Origin of the sequence: Pseudomonas sp. lyk4-R2A-10 (assembly GCF_030209075.1) — a bacterium.
Classification (GTDB): Bacteria; Pseudomonadota; Gammaproteobacteria; order Pseudomonadales; family Pseudomonadaceae; genus Aquipseudomonas; species Aquipseudomonas glycinae.
The window spans coordinates 1-18,402 of the sequence record NZ_JARVSR010000021.1 but is presented as its reverse complement, the minus strand read 5'-3'; the positions used below and the strand labels follow the sequence as shown (position 1 = coordinate 18,402).

General features: G+C 62.0%; 14 protein-coding genes and 1 pseudogene. 9 read left to right on the top strand and 6 right to left on the bottom strand.

Going from position 1 to position 18,402, the window contains the following annotated elements; all coding sequences use genetic code 11:
* Positions 1 to 129 precede the first annotated feature (129 nt).
* Together QRN46_RS28010 and QRN46_RS28005 are read left to right on the top strand one after the other, a co-directional pair.
* Positions 130 to 441 (top strand): Mpo1-like protein, encoded by a 312-nt coding sequence (locus QRN46_RS28010; protein ID WP_041475173.1) that lies wholly within the window; start codon positions 130 to 132, stop codon positions 439 to 441.
* A gap of 24 nt (positions 442 to 465) precedes the next feature.
* Positions 466 to 1,056 carry an HD domain-containing protein gene (locus QRN46_RS28005; protein ID WP_285358665.1) on the top strand — a complete coding sequence of 197 codons (591 nt, stop codon included), beginning with the start codon at positions 466 to 468 and terminating at the stop codon, positions 1,054 to 1,056.
* A 14-nt stretch (positions 1,057 to 1,070) separates the two neighbouring features.
* Here the strand turns inward: QRN46_RS28005 and QRN46_RS28000 are convergent, their stop codons facing one another.
* Entirely contained in the window at positions 1,071 to 1,886 is an 816-nt protein-coding gene (locus tag QRN46_RS28000; RefSeq protein WP_007958385.1) for a UDP-2,3-diacylglucosamine diphosphatase, read from the bottom strand.
* Between the two features lie 132 nt (positions 1,887 to 2,018).
* Here QRN46_RS28000 and QRN46_RS27995 point away from each other — a divergent pair, with 132 nt between their 5' ends.
* Together QRN46_RS27995 and QRN46_RS27990 are read left to right on the top strand one after the other, a co-directional pair.
* The gene (locus QRN46_RS27995; protein ID WP_285358662.1) at positions 2,019 to 2,783 is read left to right on the top strand and encodes a helix-turn-helix transcriptional regulator; all 765 of its coding nucleotides are present in this window, start codon (positions 2,019 to 2,021) and stop codon (positions 2,781 to 2,783) included.
* A 72-nt stretch (positions 2,784 to 2,855) separates the two neighbouring features.
* Entirely contained in the window at positions 2,856 to 3,749 is an 894-nt protein-coding gene (locus QRN46_RS27990; RefSeq protein ID WP_085605699.1) for a DMT family transporter, read from the top strand.
* On the opposite strand, the gene QRN46_RS27985 is transcribed toward QRN46_RS27990, so the two are convergent.
* Complete coding sequence (locus QRN46_RS27985; protein WP_011332993.1) at positions 3,743 to 4,030, bottom strand: Rdx family protein; 288 nt, start codon at positions 4,028 to 4,030, stop codon at positions 3,743 to 3,745. The genes QRN46_RS27990 and QRN46_RS27985 overlap by 7 nt on opposite strands.
* Positions 4,031 to 4,101: 71 nt before the next feature.
* Between QRN46_RS27985 and QRN46_RS27980 the strand changes: the two genes are divergently transcribed.
* Positions 4,102 to 6,303 carry a patatin-like phospholipase family protein gene (locus QRN46_RS27980; RefSeq protein WP_285358658.1) on the top strand — a complete coding sequence of 734 codons (2,202 nt, stop codon included), beginning with the start codon at positions 4,102 to 4,104 and terminating at the stop codon, positions 6,301 to 6,303.
* Positions 6,304 to 6,309: 6 nt separating this feature from the next.
* On the opposite strand, the gene QRN46_RS27975 is transcribed toward QRN46_RS27980, so the two are convergent.
* From QRN46_RS27975 to recQ, 3 genes are all read right to left on the bottom strand, one after another.
* Positions 6,310 to 8,097: a motility hub landmark protein FimV gene (locus tag QRN46_RS27975; RefSeq protein ID WP_285358656.1), complete on the bottom strand. Its 1,788-nt coding sequence runs from the start codon at positions 8,095 to 8,097 to the stop codon at positions 6,310 to 6,312.
* A 127-nt stretch (positions 8,098 to 8,224) separates the two neighbouring features.
* Positions 8,225 to 8,659 carry a MarR family transcriptional regulator gene (locus QRN46_RS27970; RefSeq protein ID WP_007958397.1) on the bottom strand — a complete coding sequence of 145 codons (435 nt, stop codon included), beginning with the start codon at positions 8,657 to 8,659 and terminating at the stop codon, positions 8,225 to 8,227.
* Between the two features lie 134 nt (positions 8,660 to 8,793).
* On the bottom strand, positions 8,794 to 10,923 hold the full coding sequence (gene recQ / locus QRN46_RS27965) for a DNA helicase RecQ (protein WP_007958398.1): 2,130 nt from the start codon (positions 10,921 to 10,923) through the stop codon (positions 8,794 to 8,796).
* A gap of 277 nt (positions 10,924 to 11,200) precedes the next feature.
* Between recQ and QRN46_RS27960 the strand changes: the two genes are divergently transcribed.
* From QRN46_RS27960 to QRN46_RS27945, 4 genes and pseudogenes are all read left to right on the top strand, one after another.
* Positions 11,201 to 11,788 (top strand): UPF0149 family protein, encoded by a 588-nt coding sequence (locus QRN46_RS27960; RefSeq protein ID WP_007958400.1) that lies wholly within the window; start codon positions 11,201 to 11,203, stop codon positions 11,786 to 11,788.
* 10 nt (positions 11,789 to 11,798) lie between these two features.
* Positions 11,799 to 12,194 (top strand): YbaN family protein, encoded by a 396-nt coding sequence (locus QRN46_RS27955; protein ID WP_011332990.1) that lies wholly within the window; start codon positions 11,799 to 11,801, stop codon positions 12,192 to 12,194.
* 117 nt (positions 12,195 to 12,311) lie between these two features.
* Positions 12,312 to 13,001 carry a hypothetical protein gene (locus QRN46_RS27950; protein ID WP_041475172.1) on the top strand — a complete coding sequence of 230 codons (690 nt, stop codon included), beginning with the start codon at positions 12,312 to 12,314 and terminating at the stop codon, positions 12,999 to 13,001.
* Positions 13,002 to 13,135: 134 nt separating this feature from the next.
* Positions 13,136 to 13,348 (top strand): annotated as a pseudogene (locus QRN46_RS27945) (DUF454 family protein); the annotation flags it as partial.
* Positions 13,349 to 13,373: 25 nt separating this feature from the next.
* Here QRN46_RS27945 and QRN46_RS27940 read toward each other — a convergent pair.
* Positions 13,374 to 18,402 (bottom strand): beta strand repeat-containing protein (locus tag QRN46_RS27940; protein ID WP_285358649.1); only part of this gene is annotated, 5,029 nt, incomplete at its 5' end.

Genomic DNA, 18,402 nt, shown 5'->3' with positions numbered 1-18,402 from the left:
CGGCCGATTTCCCAAGGATAGTAAAGTGGCGCCGATTGTCACTGGCCGATGCCAATGATCACTCTAGACTCAAATAAGCTACCCGCCGAACAACTTGCAATCAGAACAATAACCACAGAGATCGCAGTCGTGGAAACCCTCAAGCCTTTCAACAGCTTCGCCGAGTTCTATCCGTATTACCTCAGCGAGCACAGCAACAGCACCTGCCGTCGCCTGCATTTCATCGGCACGACGCTGGTGATCTTCATTCTCGCCCTGACCATCGCCAAGGGCGCCTGGCTCCTGTTGCTTGCCTTGCCGCTGGCCGGCTACAGCTTTGCCTGGGTCGGCCATTTCTTTTTCGAGAAAAACCGCCCGGCCACCTTCCAGCACCCTTTCTACAGCCTGCTTGGCGACTTCGTCATGTACCGCGACATGATCCTGGGCCGCGTGCCGTTCTAGAAATTCTGACCAAGAGGACTGCCGATGAATGCCACTGCCCGTTTCACCCACATGAAGGACGGCACACAGGACGACTGGGCGATCATTGCGGCGGATTTCAGCGCCTACGCCCGTCAGTTGCCGGGCCGGATCATCGCCCACCTGAAACTGCTCGAAGGCGATTTCGGCGGTTTCCCGGTGGATCGTCTGACCCACTCGTTGCAAACCGCCACCCGCGCCTTTCGCGACGGACGCGACGAGGAATACGTGGTCTGCGCCTTGCTCCACGACATCGGCGACACCCTCGGTTCCTACAATCACCCGGACATTGCCGCCGCCATCCTCAAGCCATTCGTCAGCGTCGAAAACCTGTGGATGGTGGAAAAGCACGGGATCTTCCAGGGCTACTACTTCTTCCATCACTTGGGCATGGATCGGCACCTGCGCGAACAATTCAGCGACCACCCGCAGTTTCTGGCGACCGCGGAGTTCTGCGCCAAATACGACGCAGCGGCGTTCGACCCCGAGTACGACACCCTGCCGCTGAGCTTCTTCGAGCCGATGATGGAAAGGCTGTTCGCCCAACCGAAAAACTCGATCTACAAAGCGGCGATGGAAGAGCACAGCCCGGCCTGAGTTGATTTGAAAACTCAGGCCAGTTCGGCAACCTTCGCCGCTTTCAGTTCGGCTTCCCGCGCCTGCGCATCGGCCAGGCGATACAGCTCGATCGTGCCATCCCAGTGCTCGATCAGCGCCGTGCACGACTCCACCCAGTCGCCACAATTGAGGTAATCCACCTCGCCGACCTTGCGGATCTCGGCGTGGTGAATGTGTCCGCAGACCACCCCGTGCAACTCGCGCTTCACGCATTCGTGGGCGATGGCTTCCTCGAAGTCGCTGATAAAGCTGACCGCGGTCTTCACCTTGTGCTTGAGATAGGCCGACAACGACCAGTAGCCGTAACCGTATTTCGCCCGCCAGTGATTGAGCCAGCGGTTGAGGGTCAGGGTGAATTCGTAGGCCGAATCGCCAAGGAACGCGAGCCAGCGGTGATAGCGGGTGATCACGTCGAACTGATCGCCGTGAATCACCAGCAGATGCCGGCCATCGGCGGTGACGTGCACCGCTTCGTCGACCAGCTGGATGTTGCCCAGAATCAGTTTTGAATAGCGGCGCAGGAATTCGTCGTGGTTGCCGGTGACGTAGATCACCTCGGTGCCGCGCTTGCTCATGGTCAGCAAGCGGCGGATCACGTTGGTGTGCGCCTGGGGCCAGTACATGCCGCCGCGCAGTTTCCAGCCGTCGATGATGTCGCCGACCAGGTAGATCTTGTCGGCGTGATAGCCCTTGAGAAATTGCGACAGATGCTCGGCCTGGCAATCCCGCGTGCCCAGGTGCACGTCGGAGATCCACAGGGTGCGAACCCGTTGTTTACGGCTGGGTCTGGCGAGCTCGGCGCTGGTCATGGGCAACCCTCTGCGATGTTTTCGCCACTCTGCGCGCGCCCGGTTAATCGACCATGACAGGTATGCGTCAGTCGTGTGACAAACGCCTCGCCCCTGCGCCGGTGTAGACTGGTGGCTCGCCCGGAGACCGCCATGCAACCGATCCTGACCCTGCGCCATTACAGCCACGACCTGATCGCCCACAGCCACGACCACGCGCAACTGGTGTTCGGCCTGTCCGGCGCGCTGGATTTCGAAGTCGAAGGGCGTGGCAGCCAGGTATTGCAGCAGAGCTTCGTGGTGATCCCCGCCGGCGCGCATCATGCGTGCGGCAGTCCCAAGGGCAGCCGCTGTCTGGTGCTGGATGTGCCCGACGAGCAATGGCTGACGCGCTCGCTGGGCGATCACGCCGATGCCAGCAGTCGTCTGCTGGATAACGCCGCGCGGTTGTCGCTGGATGCAGGGCAAGGTCAATTGGTCAACTGGCTGGCGAACAGTCCGGTGGACGATCCGTTGATTGCGCAACAGGGCGCGGTGTTGCTGCTGGCGAGCCTGAACCACGTGCCACCCGCCGAGATCGTCGCGCGCCGCCTGCCCTACGCGGCACTCGACGCGCACATCGAGCAGTACGCGGCCTATCCGCTGCAAGTGGCGGATCTGGCGCGTGTCGCCGGATTGTCCAGCGCCCGGCTGCATGCGCGGTTCGTCGCCGAATGCGGGCAGACACCGATGGACTACATTCGCAGTCGCCGGCTGCATAAAGCCGTGGCGCTGTTGCGCAACACCACGCTGCCCATCGGTGAAGTGGCCAGCCGTGTCGGCTACAACTCGCAAAGCGCATTTTCGGCCGCCGTCCTGCGTGAGTTCGGCACCTCTCCTACACAATTGCGACGCGAGGCTGACGACAAAAGTCGATAGCCTGCCGACAGACTTTTGCGTCGTGACACGCTTCAATGTGTGTCTGTAATGGTGTTTGGAAAAAGGACTGCAATGACTCCCCGTACCGCCCTCGGCGCCCTGCATATCGGCGCACTGATGTTCGGCCTGACCGGCGTCTTCGGCAAACTCGCGGCCGCAACGCCCGCCGTCATCGTGTTCGGGCGCGCCGCGTTTGCCGTGCTGGCCCTGGCGTTTTTCGCCCGCTTCGCCCAACAGGGCGGCTGGCAGAAACTACAGGCCGTCGACTGGCGGCGACTGGCCCTGAGCGGTGTGCTGCTGGCCGGCCACTGGGTGAGTTTCTTCATTGCGGTCAAGGTCGCGGGCGTTGCCATCGCGACCCTGGGTTTCGCCAGTTTCCCGGCCTTCACGGTGATCCTCGAAGGGCTGATTTTCCGCGAACGCATCCGCATCAATGAAATCGTGCTGGTGGTGCTGGTGAGTGTCGGGCTGGTGCTGGTGACCCCGGCGTTCGATCTGGCCAGCGGCGCGACCACCGGCCTGCTCTGGGCGATTCTGTCCGGCCTGCTGTTTTCCCTGTTGTCCCTGACCAACCGCGCCAGTTCCGGACGCATCCCGGCGGTGCAGGCGGCGCTGTGTCAGAACGTGGTGGTGGCGTTGTGTCTGCTGCCGGTGGCGGCGCCGCAACTGAGCGAAGTGCGCGCCATCGACTGGTTGTGGATCGGTCTGCTCGGGGTGTTCTGCACCGGCGTCGCCCACAGTTTGTTCGTTGCCAGCCTCGCGGTAATCAAGGCGCGCACCGCTGCGGTAGTGTTCGCCATGGAGCCGGTGTACGGGATTACCGTGGCCTGGCTGCTGTTCGATGAAGATCCGACCTTGCGCATGCTGATCGGCGGCGCGCTGATCATCGTCGCGATCGTGGTGTCGAGCCGGATGTCAGGCAGCAACGACAAGAAAACCGTCGCGGCCGAAGCGGCTTCTCACTGAGTACGGTCGTTGTGGCCGAGGTCGCGGTCCGGGTCGATCTGGTCGCGCACCCGCTGCTTGAGCACCTTGGCTTCGGGGAAGCCGCCGTCGGCCTTGCGTTCCCAGATCTGTACGTCGTTGCAGGTAATGTGAAATATCCCGCCGGTGCCCGGCACCAGTGACACTTTGCCGAGGTCATCGCCGAAGGTGCTGAGCAGCTCTTGTGCCAGCCACGCGGCACGCAACAGCCACTGGCATTGCGTGCAATAAGTGATGACGATTTCCGGTTTTGTGACGGTCATGATTGCTGAAACTCCTGAGCCAGAGGGCGCCGCTATAATAGCCGGCTTTATCGCTCGCCCCGAGACTCACGATGCGTCGTCTGCTGATCTGCCTGTTGCTTGGTTTCCTTCCCCTGTTCGCTGGTGTCAGCGTCCATGCCAGTGAGGCCACACGCCCGAAAGTCGGCCTGGTGCTGTCCGGCGGCGCGGCCCGTGGACTGGCGCACATCGGTGTGCTCAAGGCCTTGGAAGAGCAAGGCATCAAGATCGATGCGATTGCCGGCACCAGCATGGGCGCGGTGGTCGGCGGGCTGTATGCCTCGGGCTACAAGATCGACGAGCTGGAAAAACTCGCCCTGACCATCGACTGGCAGCAGGCGCTGTCCGACGCCCCGCCCCGTGAAGACGTACCGTTCCGGCGCAAGCAGGACGACCGCGACTTTCTGGTGAAACAGAAACTGAGCTTTCGTGACGATGGCAGCCTCGGCCTGCCATTGGGCGTGATTCAAGGCCAGAACCTCGCGCTGCTGCTGGAAAGCCTGCTGGCCCACACCAGCGACACCCGGGATTTCGACAAGCTGCCGATCCCGTTTCGCGCCGTGACCACCGATATCGCCAACGGCGAAAAAGTGGTGTTCCGCAAGGGCCACCTGCCGCAGGTGATCCGCGCCAGCATGTCGATCCCGGCGGTGTTCGCCCCGGTCGAACTCGACGGCCGATTGCTGGTGGATGGCGGCATGACCGACAACATTCCTCTCGATGTGGCCCGTGAAATGGGCGTCGACGTGGCCATCGTGGTCGACATCGGCACCCCGCTGCGCAACCGCAAGCAACTGGTGACCGTGGTCGATGTGCTGAACCAGTCAATCACCCTGATGACCCGGCGCAACTCCGAAGAGCAACTGGCGACCCTGCATCCCGATGACGTGCTGATCCAGCCGCCGCTGGCCAGTTTCGGCGCCACCGACTTCGGTCGCGGCCAGGAGATGATCGACGCCGGCTACCGCGCGACCCAGGCTCTGGACGTGCGCCTCGCCCGCCTCAAACCCGCGCAATCGCAGGACGCCGAGCTCAACGCTGCCCGCGCGCCAGGCCAGCGCACACCGATCATCACCGCGATCAAGGTCGAGAACGACTCGAAAGTCGGCGATGACGTGATCCGCTATTACATCCGCCAGCACATCGGTGAACCGCTGGACCTGGGTCGCCTGCAAACCGACATGGGCACCCTGTACGGCCTCGATTACTTCGAGCAGGTGCAATACCGCGTGGTGCACAAGGGATCGGATCACACGCTGGTGATCAGCGCGCGGGGTAAACGTACTGGCACGGATTACCTGCGAGTCGGCCTCAACCTGTCGGATGACATGCGCGGCGACAGCGCCTTCAACCTCGGTGCCAGTTACCGCGTGAACGGCATCAACCGGCTCGGCGCGGAATGGCTGACCCGGGCGCAGATCGGCGATAAACAAGAGTTGTACAGCGAGTTCTATCAGCCGCTGGACGTGGGCTCTCGCTACTTTTTGGCGCCTTATGCGTCGTTTGCCGCACAGAACGTCGACTCGGTGCTGGACAACGATCCGATTGCCCAGTATCGCGTCGAGCGCTACGGCTTCGGCCTCAATGTTGGTCGGCAGATCGGCAACAGCGGTGAAGTGCGCTTCGGGGTCGGCGAGGCCTGGGGCAAGGCGGATGTGCGGATCGGCGACCAGGATCTGCCGAGCGAAAGTTTCAACGAAGGGTTCTACGCGTTGAAGTATTCCTTCGACTCGCTGGACAACGTCTACTTCCCCCACGAGGGCGAAGACATCGGCCTGACCCTGGTTCAGTTCGAACCGAGCCTGGGTTCCGACACACGCTACCGGCAGTGGGAGTTCAAACTGGACAAGGCCATGAGCAGTGGACCTGACACGCTGATTCTGGGTGGTCGTTACGGCCGCACGCTGGACGATGCCAACGTGGTGACCTCCAGTTTCCTGCTCGGCGGCGCCCGGCAATTGTCCGGTTTCCGCGAAGACGCGATCTCCGGGCAGAACGTCAGTCTGATGCGGGCGGTGTATTACCGCCGCCTCACTCCACGCTCCTACCTGCCGCTGGACTTCCCGTTGTACGCCGGCGCCTCGCTGGAACGTGGCCGGGCATGGAACAACGACAACGAGTTCGACAGCGGCTACATCAACGCCGCCAGCGTGTTCATCGGCTTCGATACGCCGCTGGGGCCGCTGAATTTCAGCTATGGCCTGAACGATGCAGATGAACAGGCGGTGTACCTGAACCTCGGGCAGACCTTCTGACAGCGCTCAGCGAATCCCCGCCAACAGCGTGCGCGCCGTTTGCCGGAGGGGTTCGTCGGCTTCCTTGAGCAGTTCGTTGAGCAAGGCAATGGCGCTGTCGATATCGCCGTCATCGATACAGGTCTGGGCCTGTTCGAGCTTGCCGGCGTTGGCGGCGTCCGAGGGTTCGGAGTCCAGTTCCGGAGCATGCAACTCCAGTGGTTCCAGCGACAGCGTCGGGCCGGGATCGCCAAACTCGTTGAGAAAGTCCTCGTCCAGCGGTTGCGCTTCCGGCTCGACGATCCATTCGAGCTCGGCGGTTTCCGCTTCGTCGGGCAGGCTTTCCGGCAGTTCGAAATCCTGTGGCAATACCTGCAGATCGGAGCCGAGCGTTGAGGGTGACTGTTCAGGTGAAGCTGTGGCCGGGCGCGTTTCCTCAAGATCCCAACTGGAGGCCATCGAGAGCTGATCCAGGTTCAGTTCAAAATTGTCTTCGGCTAACGGCTCCTCAGGCGTGCTGGGTTCGATCGGCAGCGCGGCAATCACTGGGGCCGACGCCACCAAAGGTGCAACACTGATCAGTTTCGGATAGCGGGCGCGAATCTCCTGCAAGCGTTGATCCTCGACCCCGAGCTGGCGCAGACGATTTTCCTGCTCGTCATAGGCCGGCGTGTCGCCCTGCCGCCCCAGCACTTCAAGTAACTGCACGCCGAGGTCGATGCGCTCCGGCTCTCGCTGCAACGCATCGCGCAACAGGCCGGCAGCCTCACCCAAACGACCGTAGGCCAGATAAATGCCGACCGCTTCCAGCACATCGCCGTTGGCGTGTTCTTCGCGATGTTCGACAGCACTGTGAACGGCGCTCGGCTGCATCGGTTCGGCATCGGCGTCCGGGGGTTCGTTTCGAGCCGGCAGGAACGGCAACGGCGCAGCAGTCCCTTGCGCCTGCTGTCGTTGCCGGCGCACGTATAGCCCTGCCACCAACAAACCCAGTACCAGCAGCAGTCCGCCGAGCAACGGCCAGTTGAGTGAATCCTCTTGAGACTCGACCGGGGCAATGACCGGCGCAGGCGCAGGGACCACAGGGGCTACCGGTGCCGGCCGCGCCTGTTGCACCTCAATCAGGCGGGCCTGTACGTCACCGAGCTGTTTCTTGCCGTCAGCGATCAGCACTTCCTGGGCCTGAAGCTTCACGTTCAATTCATCGATGGTTTTTTGCAGTTGCTGGTTCTGCACAAGGCTCGCTGCCAGTTGCTCAGCCTGCGCGTCAACGACCGGAGCCGGTGGCTGAACAGGCGCAGCAGGTTTGGCCGGCGTGGTTGCGGACGGAGCCTCGGGGGTCGGGAATTCCGACGACTGCGCACGCGCAGTTGGCTCATCGGTGGCCGGGACAATTCCCGGCGAACCCGGCGGGTCGATCAGTACGGTGTATTCGCGCAGCAGGTGGCCGTTGGGCTGATCGAGCTGCACCAGGAAATTCAGAAAGGGTTCGTTGACCGGTTTGCTGGAAGTCACCCGGATCATGTTGCGATTGCCACGCAGGATCGGGGTGAACTTGAGGTTGTTGAGAAAGAACACGCGCTCGACGCCGGCGCGGCCAAACTCCTCCGCCGAGGCCAGACGGACCGCCAGTTCGCTTTCGCTGACGCCCCCGACATCCACCAGGGCGATGTCAGCCTTGAGCGGCTGATTGAGGGCTGAATGCACGGTGATGTCACCGAGCCCCAGCGCCATTGACGCGGTGGACCAGGTGAGAACACCGGCCACCAGCAGCGAGTTGGCGCAACGCAGTACCACGTGCCGACTTCCGAGCATGAGCATCCCTTAAATAAGCAAAACCGACTTCTATGCGTTCGCACATCCGGTACGAACACGATATTGCCCAGTAGTTCTTATAGTCTGCCCAGCGCGATCTCTCAAAAAAACGGCACGCGGTTGTGCCTCAAGACTTTTCCAGATTGGCCAGAATGTGCCCGTGAACCCGCATACAGACCTTCAGATCCGCCTCGTCGACGCCTTCGAACAATTCCTTGCGCAGTTGCGTGGCAATGGTTTCGATCTGTTCGATCAGCGGCAGCGCCGGTGAGCACAGCACGATTTTTTTCGCCCGGCGGTCTTCCATCACGGACTGGCGTTGCACCAGGCCCTGGCTTTCCAGACTGTCGAGCAGACGAGCCAGGGTCGGCCCTTCGACGCCGACGCTCTGCGCCAGCTCCCGCTGGGTCGGCGCCTCTTCGAAACGCGCCAGATGCAGCAGCACCAGCCAGCGTGCCTGGGACAGGCCCAGGCCAGCCAGCCGGCGATCCAGTTCGGCACGCCAGCCACGGGACATCTGGGCCAATTGCATGCCAAAACGGTGTTGATCGGTTAACGGCATAAAACACTCATGAGTAGACTGAACAAATAGAGAAAAACTAATTATTAGTCAGCTAAGCATGACATTTGCCTATAGGCAAGAGGCGTCCTGTACTGAATCGTTACAACCGTATAACGGTTGGCACAAACACCCTCTTACATTTCAAACTCGGATTGCAGCGCAGCCCGCACGCAGTAAAGCACGCCTTCCGGTACACGACCGGCAAACAGCTCGGCCACTTCGGCGACCGACGGCAACTCGCCTTCGCCGTCGAGGAACGCATCCTGGACTTCGCCCATCAGGTCTTCCGGCAGATCCAGCGCCTGTTCCAGCGACAGCTGCTGCTTGCCGATGGCTTCGGCGAGCATGGTGTAGACGTTCTTTTCCGAGCACTGCAGCTGACCGGAGATCTGCAACGGCGTCATGCCGGCACGGGCCAGGGTGATCAGTTCGTGGCGCACGTCGGCCACCACTTTCGGCGCCTCGGCCTCGCCGCCGAGCACTTCGAGAAAGGCCTCGCCGTACCGCTCCAGCTTGCGCGCACCGACGCCGCTGACCCGGGCCATGTCCGCCAGCGAGGTCGGCTGGCTGCGGAGCATTTCCAGCAGGGTCGAGTCGGGGAAGATGACATACGGCGGCACGCCATGTTCTTCCGCCAGTTTGCGCCGCAGGGCACGCAACGCTTCCCACTGTTCGCGCTCTTCGCCGCGCACGAGTTGGCTGGCCGGGCTCTTGCTGCCGCTCTTGGCGCTGACTTGCGGCTTGAGGTCGCGGCGCAGCTCCAGGCTCACTTCCCCCTTGAGCAGCGGCCGGCAGGTGTCGCTCAGGCGCAGCCCGCCATAACCTTCGTGATCGACATCGGCCAGACCGCGGGCAACCAGCTGACGGAACAGCGAGCGCCATTCGCTCTCGCTCAACGCCTTGCCGACGCCGTACACCGACAGGTGCTGATGGCCGAAGCTGCGGACCTTTTCGTTGTCCTTGCCCAGCAGCACGTCCACCAGATGGCCGACGCCATAACGCTGGCCGGTGCGATAGATCGCCGACAGCGCCTGACGCGCAGGCTCGGTGGCGTCCCAGGTCTGCACGCCGTCGGTGCAGTTGTCGCAGTGGCCGCATGGCTCCGGCATGTCTTCGTCGAAGTACGCCAGCAGCGCCTGACGACGGCAGCGGGTTTCTTCGCAGAGCGAGAGCATGGCGTCGAGCTTGTGCTGCTCCAGACGCTTGTGGCGTTCGTCGCCCTCGGAGTTCTGCAGCATCTGCTTGAGCATCACCACGTCTTGCAGACCATAGGCCATCCACGCGTCCGCCGGTAGGCCGTCACGGCCGCCGCGCCCGGTTTCCTGGTAATACGCCTCAAGGGATTTCGGCAGATCGAGGTGAGCGACGAAGCGTACGTTGGGTTTGTCGATGCCCATGCCGAACGCCACGGTGGCGACCATGATCAGGCCTTCCTCGTTGAGGAAACGCTTCTGGTGATACGCACGCAGATCGTTGGGCAGACCGGCGTGGTACGGCAGCGCCGGGAAGCCCTGCTCGGTGAGAAACGCGGCCACCTCCTCCACCTTCTTGCGCGACAGGCAGTAGACGATGCCGGCATCGCTGCGCCGTTCGGCCAGGAACGCCAGCAACTGCTTGCGCGGCTGCTCCTTGGGCACGATGCGGTAGAAGATGTTCGGCCGGTCGAAGCTCGACAGGAAACGCTCGGCGTTCTGCAAATGCAGGCGGGTGACGATTTCTTCGCGGGTGCGCTTGTCGGCGGTGGCGGTCAGGGCAATGCGCGGCACGTCGGGGAACATTTCCGCCAGTTGCCCCAGTTGCAGGTATTCCGGACGGAAGTCGTGACCCCATTGCGATACGCAGTGCGCTTCGTCGATGGCGAACAGCGCGATGTTCAAGCCTTGCAGGAACGACAGCATGCGCGGCTGCACCAGACGCTCCGGCGCCAGATACAACATTTTCACTTCGCCGCGCTTGATCCGGTTGGCGAGGTCGCGCTGCTGTTCGGCGCTCAGTGTGGAGTTCAACGCGGCGGCGGCCACGCCCAGCTCTTCGAGGGTGGCGACCTGATCGTCCATCAGCGCGATCAGCGGCGACACCACCACCGCCAGGCCGTCGCGCAGCAGCGCCGGCACCTGGAAACACAGGGATTTACCGCCGCCGGTCGGCATCAGGACAAGGGCATCACCGCCACTGGCCACGCGCTCAATGATTGCACCCTGACGGCCACGGAAACTGTCGTAGCCGAAGATGTCCTTGAGGACGCGTTGAGCCTGCTCGAGCATAAAAACTCCAAAAATCCACCGAAACATCCCTGCACAGGCTGGTTCAAGACAGCCGAGGCTGCTTTAAACAAAACGTAAGCGCGCATTGCATCGCGCCCTACACAATCAGCCGCGACACCGGCAGGGATCGCAAAGCGCGGCAGTATACCCGAGCCCTTCCCGGCAAAGGGCACCGCCGATAAGAAGCTTGTACGGGCAAATCTGCCGTGCGGCTGGCTTGAGGGCTCAAGAAGGCCTAGAATTCCCGCATTGTTTATTCCCCCAAGGTAGCCCTTTAATGTCCTTCGCCGAGCAACTAACCCGCCTGCAAGTCTTCCTCGACGCCGACGAGCTGCATGAAGAGGCGCTGGACTACGTGGCCGCTCACGGTTACCTGACCGCGCTGTCGATCTGCGCCGATGTGGTGCCGGATCGTGAGTGGATCGACGCCCTGTTCGCCGAAGAGCCGCATTACAGCAGCGAAGCCCAGCGTGAAGAAATCGAAGCCACGCTGATCGGCCTCAAGGCCCACATCGCCCGCCAACTGGCGTCGGATGAAGAATTCGAGCTGCCCTGCGAACTGGACCTGGGCGACGACCCGGACGACTCCGAACTGCGCGGCTGGTGCATCGGCTTCATGGAAGGCGTGTTCCTGCGCGAAGCGGCCTGGTTCGAAACCGCCGAAGAAGAAGTCAGCGAAATGCTCCTGCCGATCATGGTCGGTTCGGGCCTGTTCGACGAGCAGCCTGAGTTCGAAGACATCGCCAAGGACGCCAACCTGATGGATGACATGATCGTCCAGATCCCGGAAGCCCTGACCGCGCTGTACCTGTTGTGCCAGGCGCCCGACGAAAAACCGGCGATCCTCAAGCCACGTCACCACTAAGATCCGGCCTATGGACAACCCCATAGGCAACCGCCCCCTGATGTTGCGCTACATCCTGCTGGCCATCGGCTGGCTCAGCGTGGCATTGGGGGTGATCGGGATTTTCCTGCCTGTTCTCCCCACTACCCCCTTCCTGCTGCTGGCAGCCGCCTGCTTCGCCCGCAGCTCTCCGCGTTTCTACCAATGGCTGGTCGAGCATCCCCGGCTCGGGCCATGGATACGCGATTACCTCGATGGCAACGGCATTCCGCTCAAGGGCAAGGTCTACGCGATCGGGCTGATGTGGGCGAGCATTCTGTTATCGTGCTATCTGGTACCGCTGCCGTGGGCGCGGGGGTTCATGCTCACCAGTGCGGTGCTGGTGACGGTTTATATCCTGCGGCAGAAGACCTTGCGCAAGCCTTGACCGCTTGTCGTGACTGTCGGAGTTGACAGGTGCGCAACATTCCTCTGATGGTGCTTCATGTTACAGGCCCGCATCTGATCCGGCAGAAACGGCTGAGTCCACGAAGGAGCGTTTCTCATGAGCACCCAGAATCCGTTTTTCTCTTTCTTCACCACGTATCCCGGTGGAACTCCGCTGAATAACCCCGACACCACGCAATCCAAAGGCATCGAAATGGGTGCTGACGGGCCGCCCGGAAATCCGCTGGAAATAACCGATACCCATAACGGCACACTTAAGGTTTTGACCCCAGCCGGCAGCGTGTACAACCAGAGCGGTCGATACCTCCATCGAGTGCTGAATATGCTGGACGGGGTGCACACCTTTGGCTTGCGAGCAAACTCAAGTTCGGTGCCCACTGACCAATGGGCATTGACCGTGGGCACGAATGAAACAATAGAAGACTTTAGGAGTACACCTGACCAGATCCTTCCAACTAATGCATCTTTTATATTCCCGAGCGAATTAACCTTTACCCCCCAAAATCAGGGATTCTACCCAGCACGTATTATCTCGGCAAATAACATCAAACTGTTAGTGGCAGGCGGGATCAATTCAAGATTCACACTACCATCGACTGCAAAAACAATAGAATTCAATCACGCGGGCCACTCACTCGACATACTTATTTATCACTCGAACAATTTTATATATTCTGATTACTCTTTTGGCAAAGATAGATACCAGTACACAGCGACGGACAACAAGGAAATATCTAGCTTCGAAATTCGCGGCACCTTCGAAATCAAAATAATTAAATGGAGTTAGCACTAACCCGACCTAGGCGAAAAGAGTTAACAAATAAGAGATTATCCAGTCCTGAAATAGAGAAAGTGTACGTTGCGTTGACCGGTTGGGAGAAACGGCGGGTGAAAAGGGGACGCATTTATTCACCGGCCCTTTTCTACCAATGGCTGGTCGAGCATCCCCGGCTCGGGCCATGGATCCGTGATTATCTTGATGGCAACGGCATTCTGCTCAAAAGCAAGGGCTACGCGATCAGGCTGATTTGGGCGAGCATTCTGTTCTCGTGCTACCTGGTGCAAAGGAAATGGGGACGTATTTGTTTTCCAGTCCCGGCTCTGAAAACCCGCTCTCCCGTTCAACCGGGATAGCGGGTTTTGTCGTTTCAGCTCCGGCTTACACCGTATCCACCTTCAACGAATGATCATTCAGCATGCCGTTGATGATCGTCGCCGTATCGTGCCCGCTGGCGATCAACCCACCGGCCCCCGGCGTCACGCCGTAATGACTGGCGAGGTTGACGCCGGCCAGGTCGATGGTCTGGTTAGGCGTGGCGCCGGCCATGGCGCTGACATCGATGCTGGTCATGACCGAGGCGCCGCTGCCGGTGACGGTGAAGTGCAGGTAGTCATCCAGTGACGCCGAGGTGCCGTTTTCACCTTGCAGCAGTTGCGACAGGTCGAGCTTGTCGGTGCCTGGAGTGAAGTCGGTGACGAGGTCATGACCGCTGTTGCCCTTGAGCCACTGGAAGGTGTCGGCGCCCGGCCCGCCGGTCAGGGTGTTGTTGCCCATCCCGCCGATCAGCAGGTCATCGCCCCCGCCGCCGTTGAGGATGTCGTTGCCCAGACCGCCGTTGATCACGTTGTTATTGTTGTCGCCGGTGAGGGTGTCGTTGAAGTTCGAGCCGACCAGGTTTTCGATACCGGTCAGGGTGTCTGTCCCGGCACCAATGGTGTTTTGCGCACCGAGCAGACCGAGGTTGACCGTCACCCCGGCGGTGGCATGGGCGTAGCTGGCGGTGTCGATGCCGCTGCCACCGTCGAGCAGGTCGTTGCCCGGGCCGCTGTAGAGCAAGTCGTTGCCGGCCCCGCCATGCAGTTCGTTGTTGCCGGAACCTGCGGTCAGTACATCGTTGCCGTCGCCGGCGTTGATGATGTTGTCGCCGGTGCCAGCCACCAGCACGTCATCGCCCGAGGTACCGGTGAGGGTGTGGCCGTCCTGATAGCTGATGGTCACGTTCGCCGTGTCACTGCCGCCGTGGTTGTCGTTGGCGGTGTAGGTGCCGTGGTAGTCCGGGGTGATGTCGTGGGCCCCGGCGTAGTTGAGGGTCATGGTCAGCTGGTAGTTTTCCGCCGCGTTGGCGTTGCTGCCCGTGGTGTTGGTGATGTTGGTGATGTGGATCTGGTAGACCCCATCGGACGTCGCGGTCAGGGTCTGGCCGTCGGCGAGGGCGATGTAGGCGCCACCGTTGATCGAGTACTCCATGGTGATGTGACCGGCCGCCAGGTTGTGGTCCAGGTTGAGGGTTTCACCCTGGCGCAGGTTGACGGTGATGCGGTCTTCATCGTTGGCGTTGGTGTTGGTGACCGCGCCGAGGTAGCCGCTGACCACCAGCACGGCGGTCATGGTCGCGGCGTTGGCGCTGAACGCATTGCGCACGTTGGCCAGGTTCTGGTTGGCGGCGGTGTTGGCATTGGTGCCGGTGAAGCTGATCGCGCCGCTGCCGGTGAAGTCCGCGGATTTGGAGATCCAGCCGGTGTTGAACGAGGTTGGCGTGGCGTTGAGGGTGTCGCCGTTCGGGTCGGTGTCGTTGGCCAGCAACAGCTCGCCCGGCACCACGATGTTGCCCGACAGCACGTTGGTGATGACGTGGTCGTCCGCCGCCACCGGAGGCGCGTTGGGGATCACTTTCACGGTCAGCGTCGAGCTGGCGAGGTCGCCATCGTTGTCGCTGAGGGTGAAGCCGATGTTCTCGGTGATCACCACGGCGGTGGTTTTCTGCGAGGTGTAGCTGTAGTCGCCGGTATCGAGGTTGACCACCAGGGTGCCGCTGTTGTTGGTGGCGATGCTCAGGGTGTTGTTCACCGTGTTGAACGTGCCGTGGTTGGCGCCGCCGCTGGCGACCAGTGAACCCTGCCCGCCGTTGGCTTTCGGGTCATAGGTGTAGGTGGTGCCGTCGACCACGATGGACTTGATGAACCCGCCATCGGCGCCGAACGTGCCGCCCTCGCCGATCAACGAACCGGTGACCGGCGCGCCCTCAACAGTGCCGGACAGCACCGAATTGAGTTGATTAAGGTCGGTGACCACCACTGCGTTGGTGTTGGTGTGCGTGATGCCGTCGTACGCCAGCGGATCGAGATTGGCGTTGCTCACGCCGCTGCCCAGGCCGATCGCGTAGTTCTTGATGTTGTTGGCATCGAGGAACGCCTTGAGCGTCGCTTCGTCGGCGGTGCCGATGTCACCCTCGTTGGGTTTGCCGTCGGAGAAGAAGTAGCCGACGTTCTGTGCCCCGGTGAGTTTGCCCGAGGTGTTGAACGCGTTGTACATGGTTGCCACGGCAGCGTCGTAGTTGGTGCCGCCGCCCGCGCTGAGGCCGGCCAGAAGGGTCTTGGCCGTCGCGACATCGACCCACACCGAAGTGCGGTCGGTGGCGTTGCTGCTGAAGGTGACGAGCTGCACTTTCACATCGCCCAGATCGTCGTACTTGTCGAGCAAGGCGCTGATCGCCTGCTTCGCCAGTTCCAGCCGCGACAGACCCGGTACGCCGGAGGCGTCAGCCATGCTGCCGGAGATGTCGAGGACGATAAGGATGTTGGAGTCGATCTCCACCGCCGCCACCGAACGCTCCGAGGCTACCGCTTTTGGCACGTCGTCGACGATGTTGACCACGATGGTGCTGGTGGTGCTGTTGCCCAGCGCATCGGTGGCTTTGTAGGTGAAGCTTTCGCTCAGGGTGTTCGGCCCGTCGTTGGCGTTCGGCGTGGTTTTCGGCGCCGAGGTCAGGGTATAGGTGTACGTGCCGTCGGCGTTGAGCTGGATCTGCCCGTAAGTCCCGGTGGCGCTGCCGACCAGGGTGTAGGTGATCGCCCCGCTGCCGCCGCTGACCGAACCGACCAGCGTGCCGGTCGCGGTTTCGCCGGTGTTGCCCGGGTCGCTGCCGGTGACCGTGCCGGGGGCCAGGTCTTGTCCGTCCTGGGTCAGGTCGAGGGCTTTCTCGTAGACGGTCACGTCCTGATCGGTCGAGGCCACAAGCTTGCTGTCGGCGACGTTGACGGTGATGGTGGTGGTGCTTTCGTCGCCGTCACTGTCGCGGATGGTGTAGGTGAAAGTGTCGGTGGCGCCCGGCGGGCTCACCGAGTTCGGGTTGCTGTGATAGACCGCGTTGCCGGCCGCATCGAGGGTCAGGTAACCGTAGTTGCCGTTGATGTTGCTGTTGAGGCCGCCGATGGCCGAAGTCGCGGTGTTGCCGCCGGCGCGCACGCCGACCACGATCGCCGCGCCATCTGCGCCGCTGATGTCGTTGCCCAGCACGCTTATGTTGACCGTGCCGCCCTCCGCCACCGAGCCGGTGTCGGCCTTGGCGGTCGGCAGGTCGTCGATGATGTTGACGTTGATCTGCCCGGTCGCAGTGCTGCCGTCGGTGTCGGTCGCCACCACGTTGAAGTTCTCGGTGATGCTGTTGGCGCCGTTGGCGTTCGGATGGGATTCGTTATCGACCAGGGTGTAGCTGTAACTGACCACGCCGGTAGTCGGGTTGTAACCGGTGATGGTCAGCGTGCTGCCCAGCGGGGTGACGGTCGATTGCGGGAAGCCGGCCGCAACGCCGTTGGTCATCACGGCGATGCCGCCCACGGTCAGGGTTTGCAGACCGTCGAGGGCGGTGACGGTGAAGGTGCCGCTCTGGGTCAGCGCCGGGGTGTCGGGACTGGTGCCGTCGCTGAGGTTTTTCTCGTAAACGGTCAGCTCGCCGCCATACACGTCGAGGCCGTTGAGGACCACCGGATCGTCGTTGTTGTGGATGTTCAGCACCAGGTTGGCGGTGCTGGTGTCGCCGTCGGCATCGGTCAGGGTGTAGGTGAAGGTCTCGGTGCCGTTGCCACCGCCGTGCAGGTTTTTGAAGTCTGCGTCGTTGGTGTTGAGCGTGTAGGTGTACGTGCCGTTGGCGTTCAGCACCAGCGTACCGTAAGTCCCGGTGAAGGTGCCGGGGGTGATCGGGCCGGCATTCGGGCCGATCGCCACCACGTCGGCGCCTTGCACGTCGTTGGTCAGCACGTTGCCGTTGAGGGTCAACTGGGTTTCCGACGCGGTGCCGGCGTTGCTGTCGTTGATCGCCTTCGGCACGTCATCGACGATGTTGACCACGATGGTGCTGGTGACGACGTTGCCCAGCGAATCGGTGGCCTGATAGGTGAAGGTTTCGGTCAGGCTGTTGGCGCCGTCATCAGCGTGCGGGGTGGTGCTGGCCGGTGAGGTCAGGGTGTAGGTGTACGTACCGTCGGGGTTGAGCACGATCTGCCCGTAGTTGCCGGTGGCGCTGCCGACCAGCGCGTAGCTGATCGCACCGACCGCGCCGGTGACCGAGCCGACCAGCGTGCCAGACGCTGTTTCCCCGGTGCTGGTCGGATCGCTGCCGGTGACCGTGCCAGGAGCCAGATCCTGGCCGTCCTTGGTCAGATCGAGGGCTTTTTCGTAGACGGTGACGTCGGTGTCGCTGACCGCGCACAGTTTGCTGTTGTAGACGTCGATGGTAATGGTGGTGGTGCTTTCGTCACCGTCGGAATCGCGCACGGTGTAGGTGAACACGTCCACCGCACCCGGGCCGCTCACGGCATTCGGGTTGCTGTGATAGACCGCGTTGCCGTTGGCGTCGAGGGTCAGGTAGCCGTAGGTGCCGTTGATGTTGCTGTTGAGGCCGCCGATGGCCGAGGTCGAGGTGTCGGAACCGGCGCGCACGCCCACTACTGCGCCACTGGCTGCCGGGCCGTCGGCGCCGCCGATGTCGTTGTCCAGCACGTTGCCGCTGACGGTGCCGCCCTCCTGCACCGACGTCGCGTCGGGTTTGGCGGTCGGCAGGTCGTCGATGATGTTGACGTTGATCTGCCCGGTGGCGGTGCTGCCGTCGGTGTCGGTCGCCACCACGTTGAAGTTCTCGGTAAGGCTGTTGGCACCGTTGGCGGTCGGATGGGTTTCGTTATCGACCAGGGTATAGCTGTAGCTGACCACGCCCGTGGCCGGGTCGTATCCGGTGATGGTCAACGTGCTGCCCAGCGGCGTGACCGCCGATTGCGGGAAGCCTGCCGCGACACCGTTGGTGATCACGGCGATGCCGCCCACGGTCAGGGTTTGCAGACCGTCGAGGGCAGTGACGGTGAAGGTGCCGCTTTGGGTCAGCGCCGGGGCGTTGGGACTGGTGCCGTCGCTC

Excerpts from the sequence above, each read along its gene's own strand:
- QRN46_RS27985 (WP_011332993.1), bottom strand. The coding sequence starts at position 4,030 with ATGACCGTCACAAAACCGGAAATCGTCATCACTTATTGCACGCAATGC.
- QRN46_RS28000 (WP_007958385.1), bottom strand. The coding sequence starts at position 1,886 with ATGACCAGCGCCGAGCTCGCCAGACCCAGCCGTAAACAACGGGTTCGC.
- recQ (WP_007958398.1), bottom strand. The coding sequence starts at position 10,923 with ATGCTCGAGCAGGCTCAACGCGTCCTCAAGGACATCTTCGGCTACGAC.
- QRN46_RS27980 (WP_285358658.1), top strand. The coding sequence starts at position 4,102 with ATGCGTCGTCTGCTGATCTGCCTGTTGCTTGGTTTCCTTCCCCTGTTC.
- QRN46_RS28005 (WP_285358665.1), top strand. The coding sequence starts at position 466 with ATGAATGCCACTGCCCGTTTCACCCACATGAAGGACGGCACACAGGAC.
- QRN46_RS27970 (WP_007958397.1), bottom strand. The coding sequence starts at position 8,659 with ATGCCGTTAACCGATCAACACCGTTTTGGCATGCAATTGGCCCAGATG.
- QRN46_RS27990 (WP_085605699.1), top strand. The coding sequence starts at position 2,856 with ATGACTCCCCGTACCGCCCTCGGCGCCCTGCATATCGGCGCACTGATG.
- QRN46_RS27955 (WP_011332990.1), top strand. The coding sequence starts at position 11,799 with ATGGACAACCCCATAGGCAACCGCCCCCTGATGTTGCGCTACATCCTG.
- QRN46_RS27960 (WP_007958400.1), top strand. The coding sequence starts at position 11,201 with ATGTCCTTCGCCGAGCAACTAACCCGCCTGCAAGTCTTCCTCGACGCC.
- QRN46_RS27975 (WP_285358656.1), bottom strand. The coding sequence starts at position 8,097 with ATGCTCGGAAGTCGGCACGTGGTACTGCGTTGCGCCAACTCGCTGCTG.
- QRN46_RS27995 (WP_285358662.1), top strand. The coding sequence starts at position 2,019 with ATGCAACCGATCCTGACCCTGCGCCATTACAGCCACGACCTGATCGCC.
- QRN46_RS27950 (WP_041475172.1), top strand. The coding sequence starts at position 12,312 with ATGAGCACCCAGAATCCGTTTTTCTCTTTCTTCACCACGTATCCCGGT.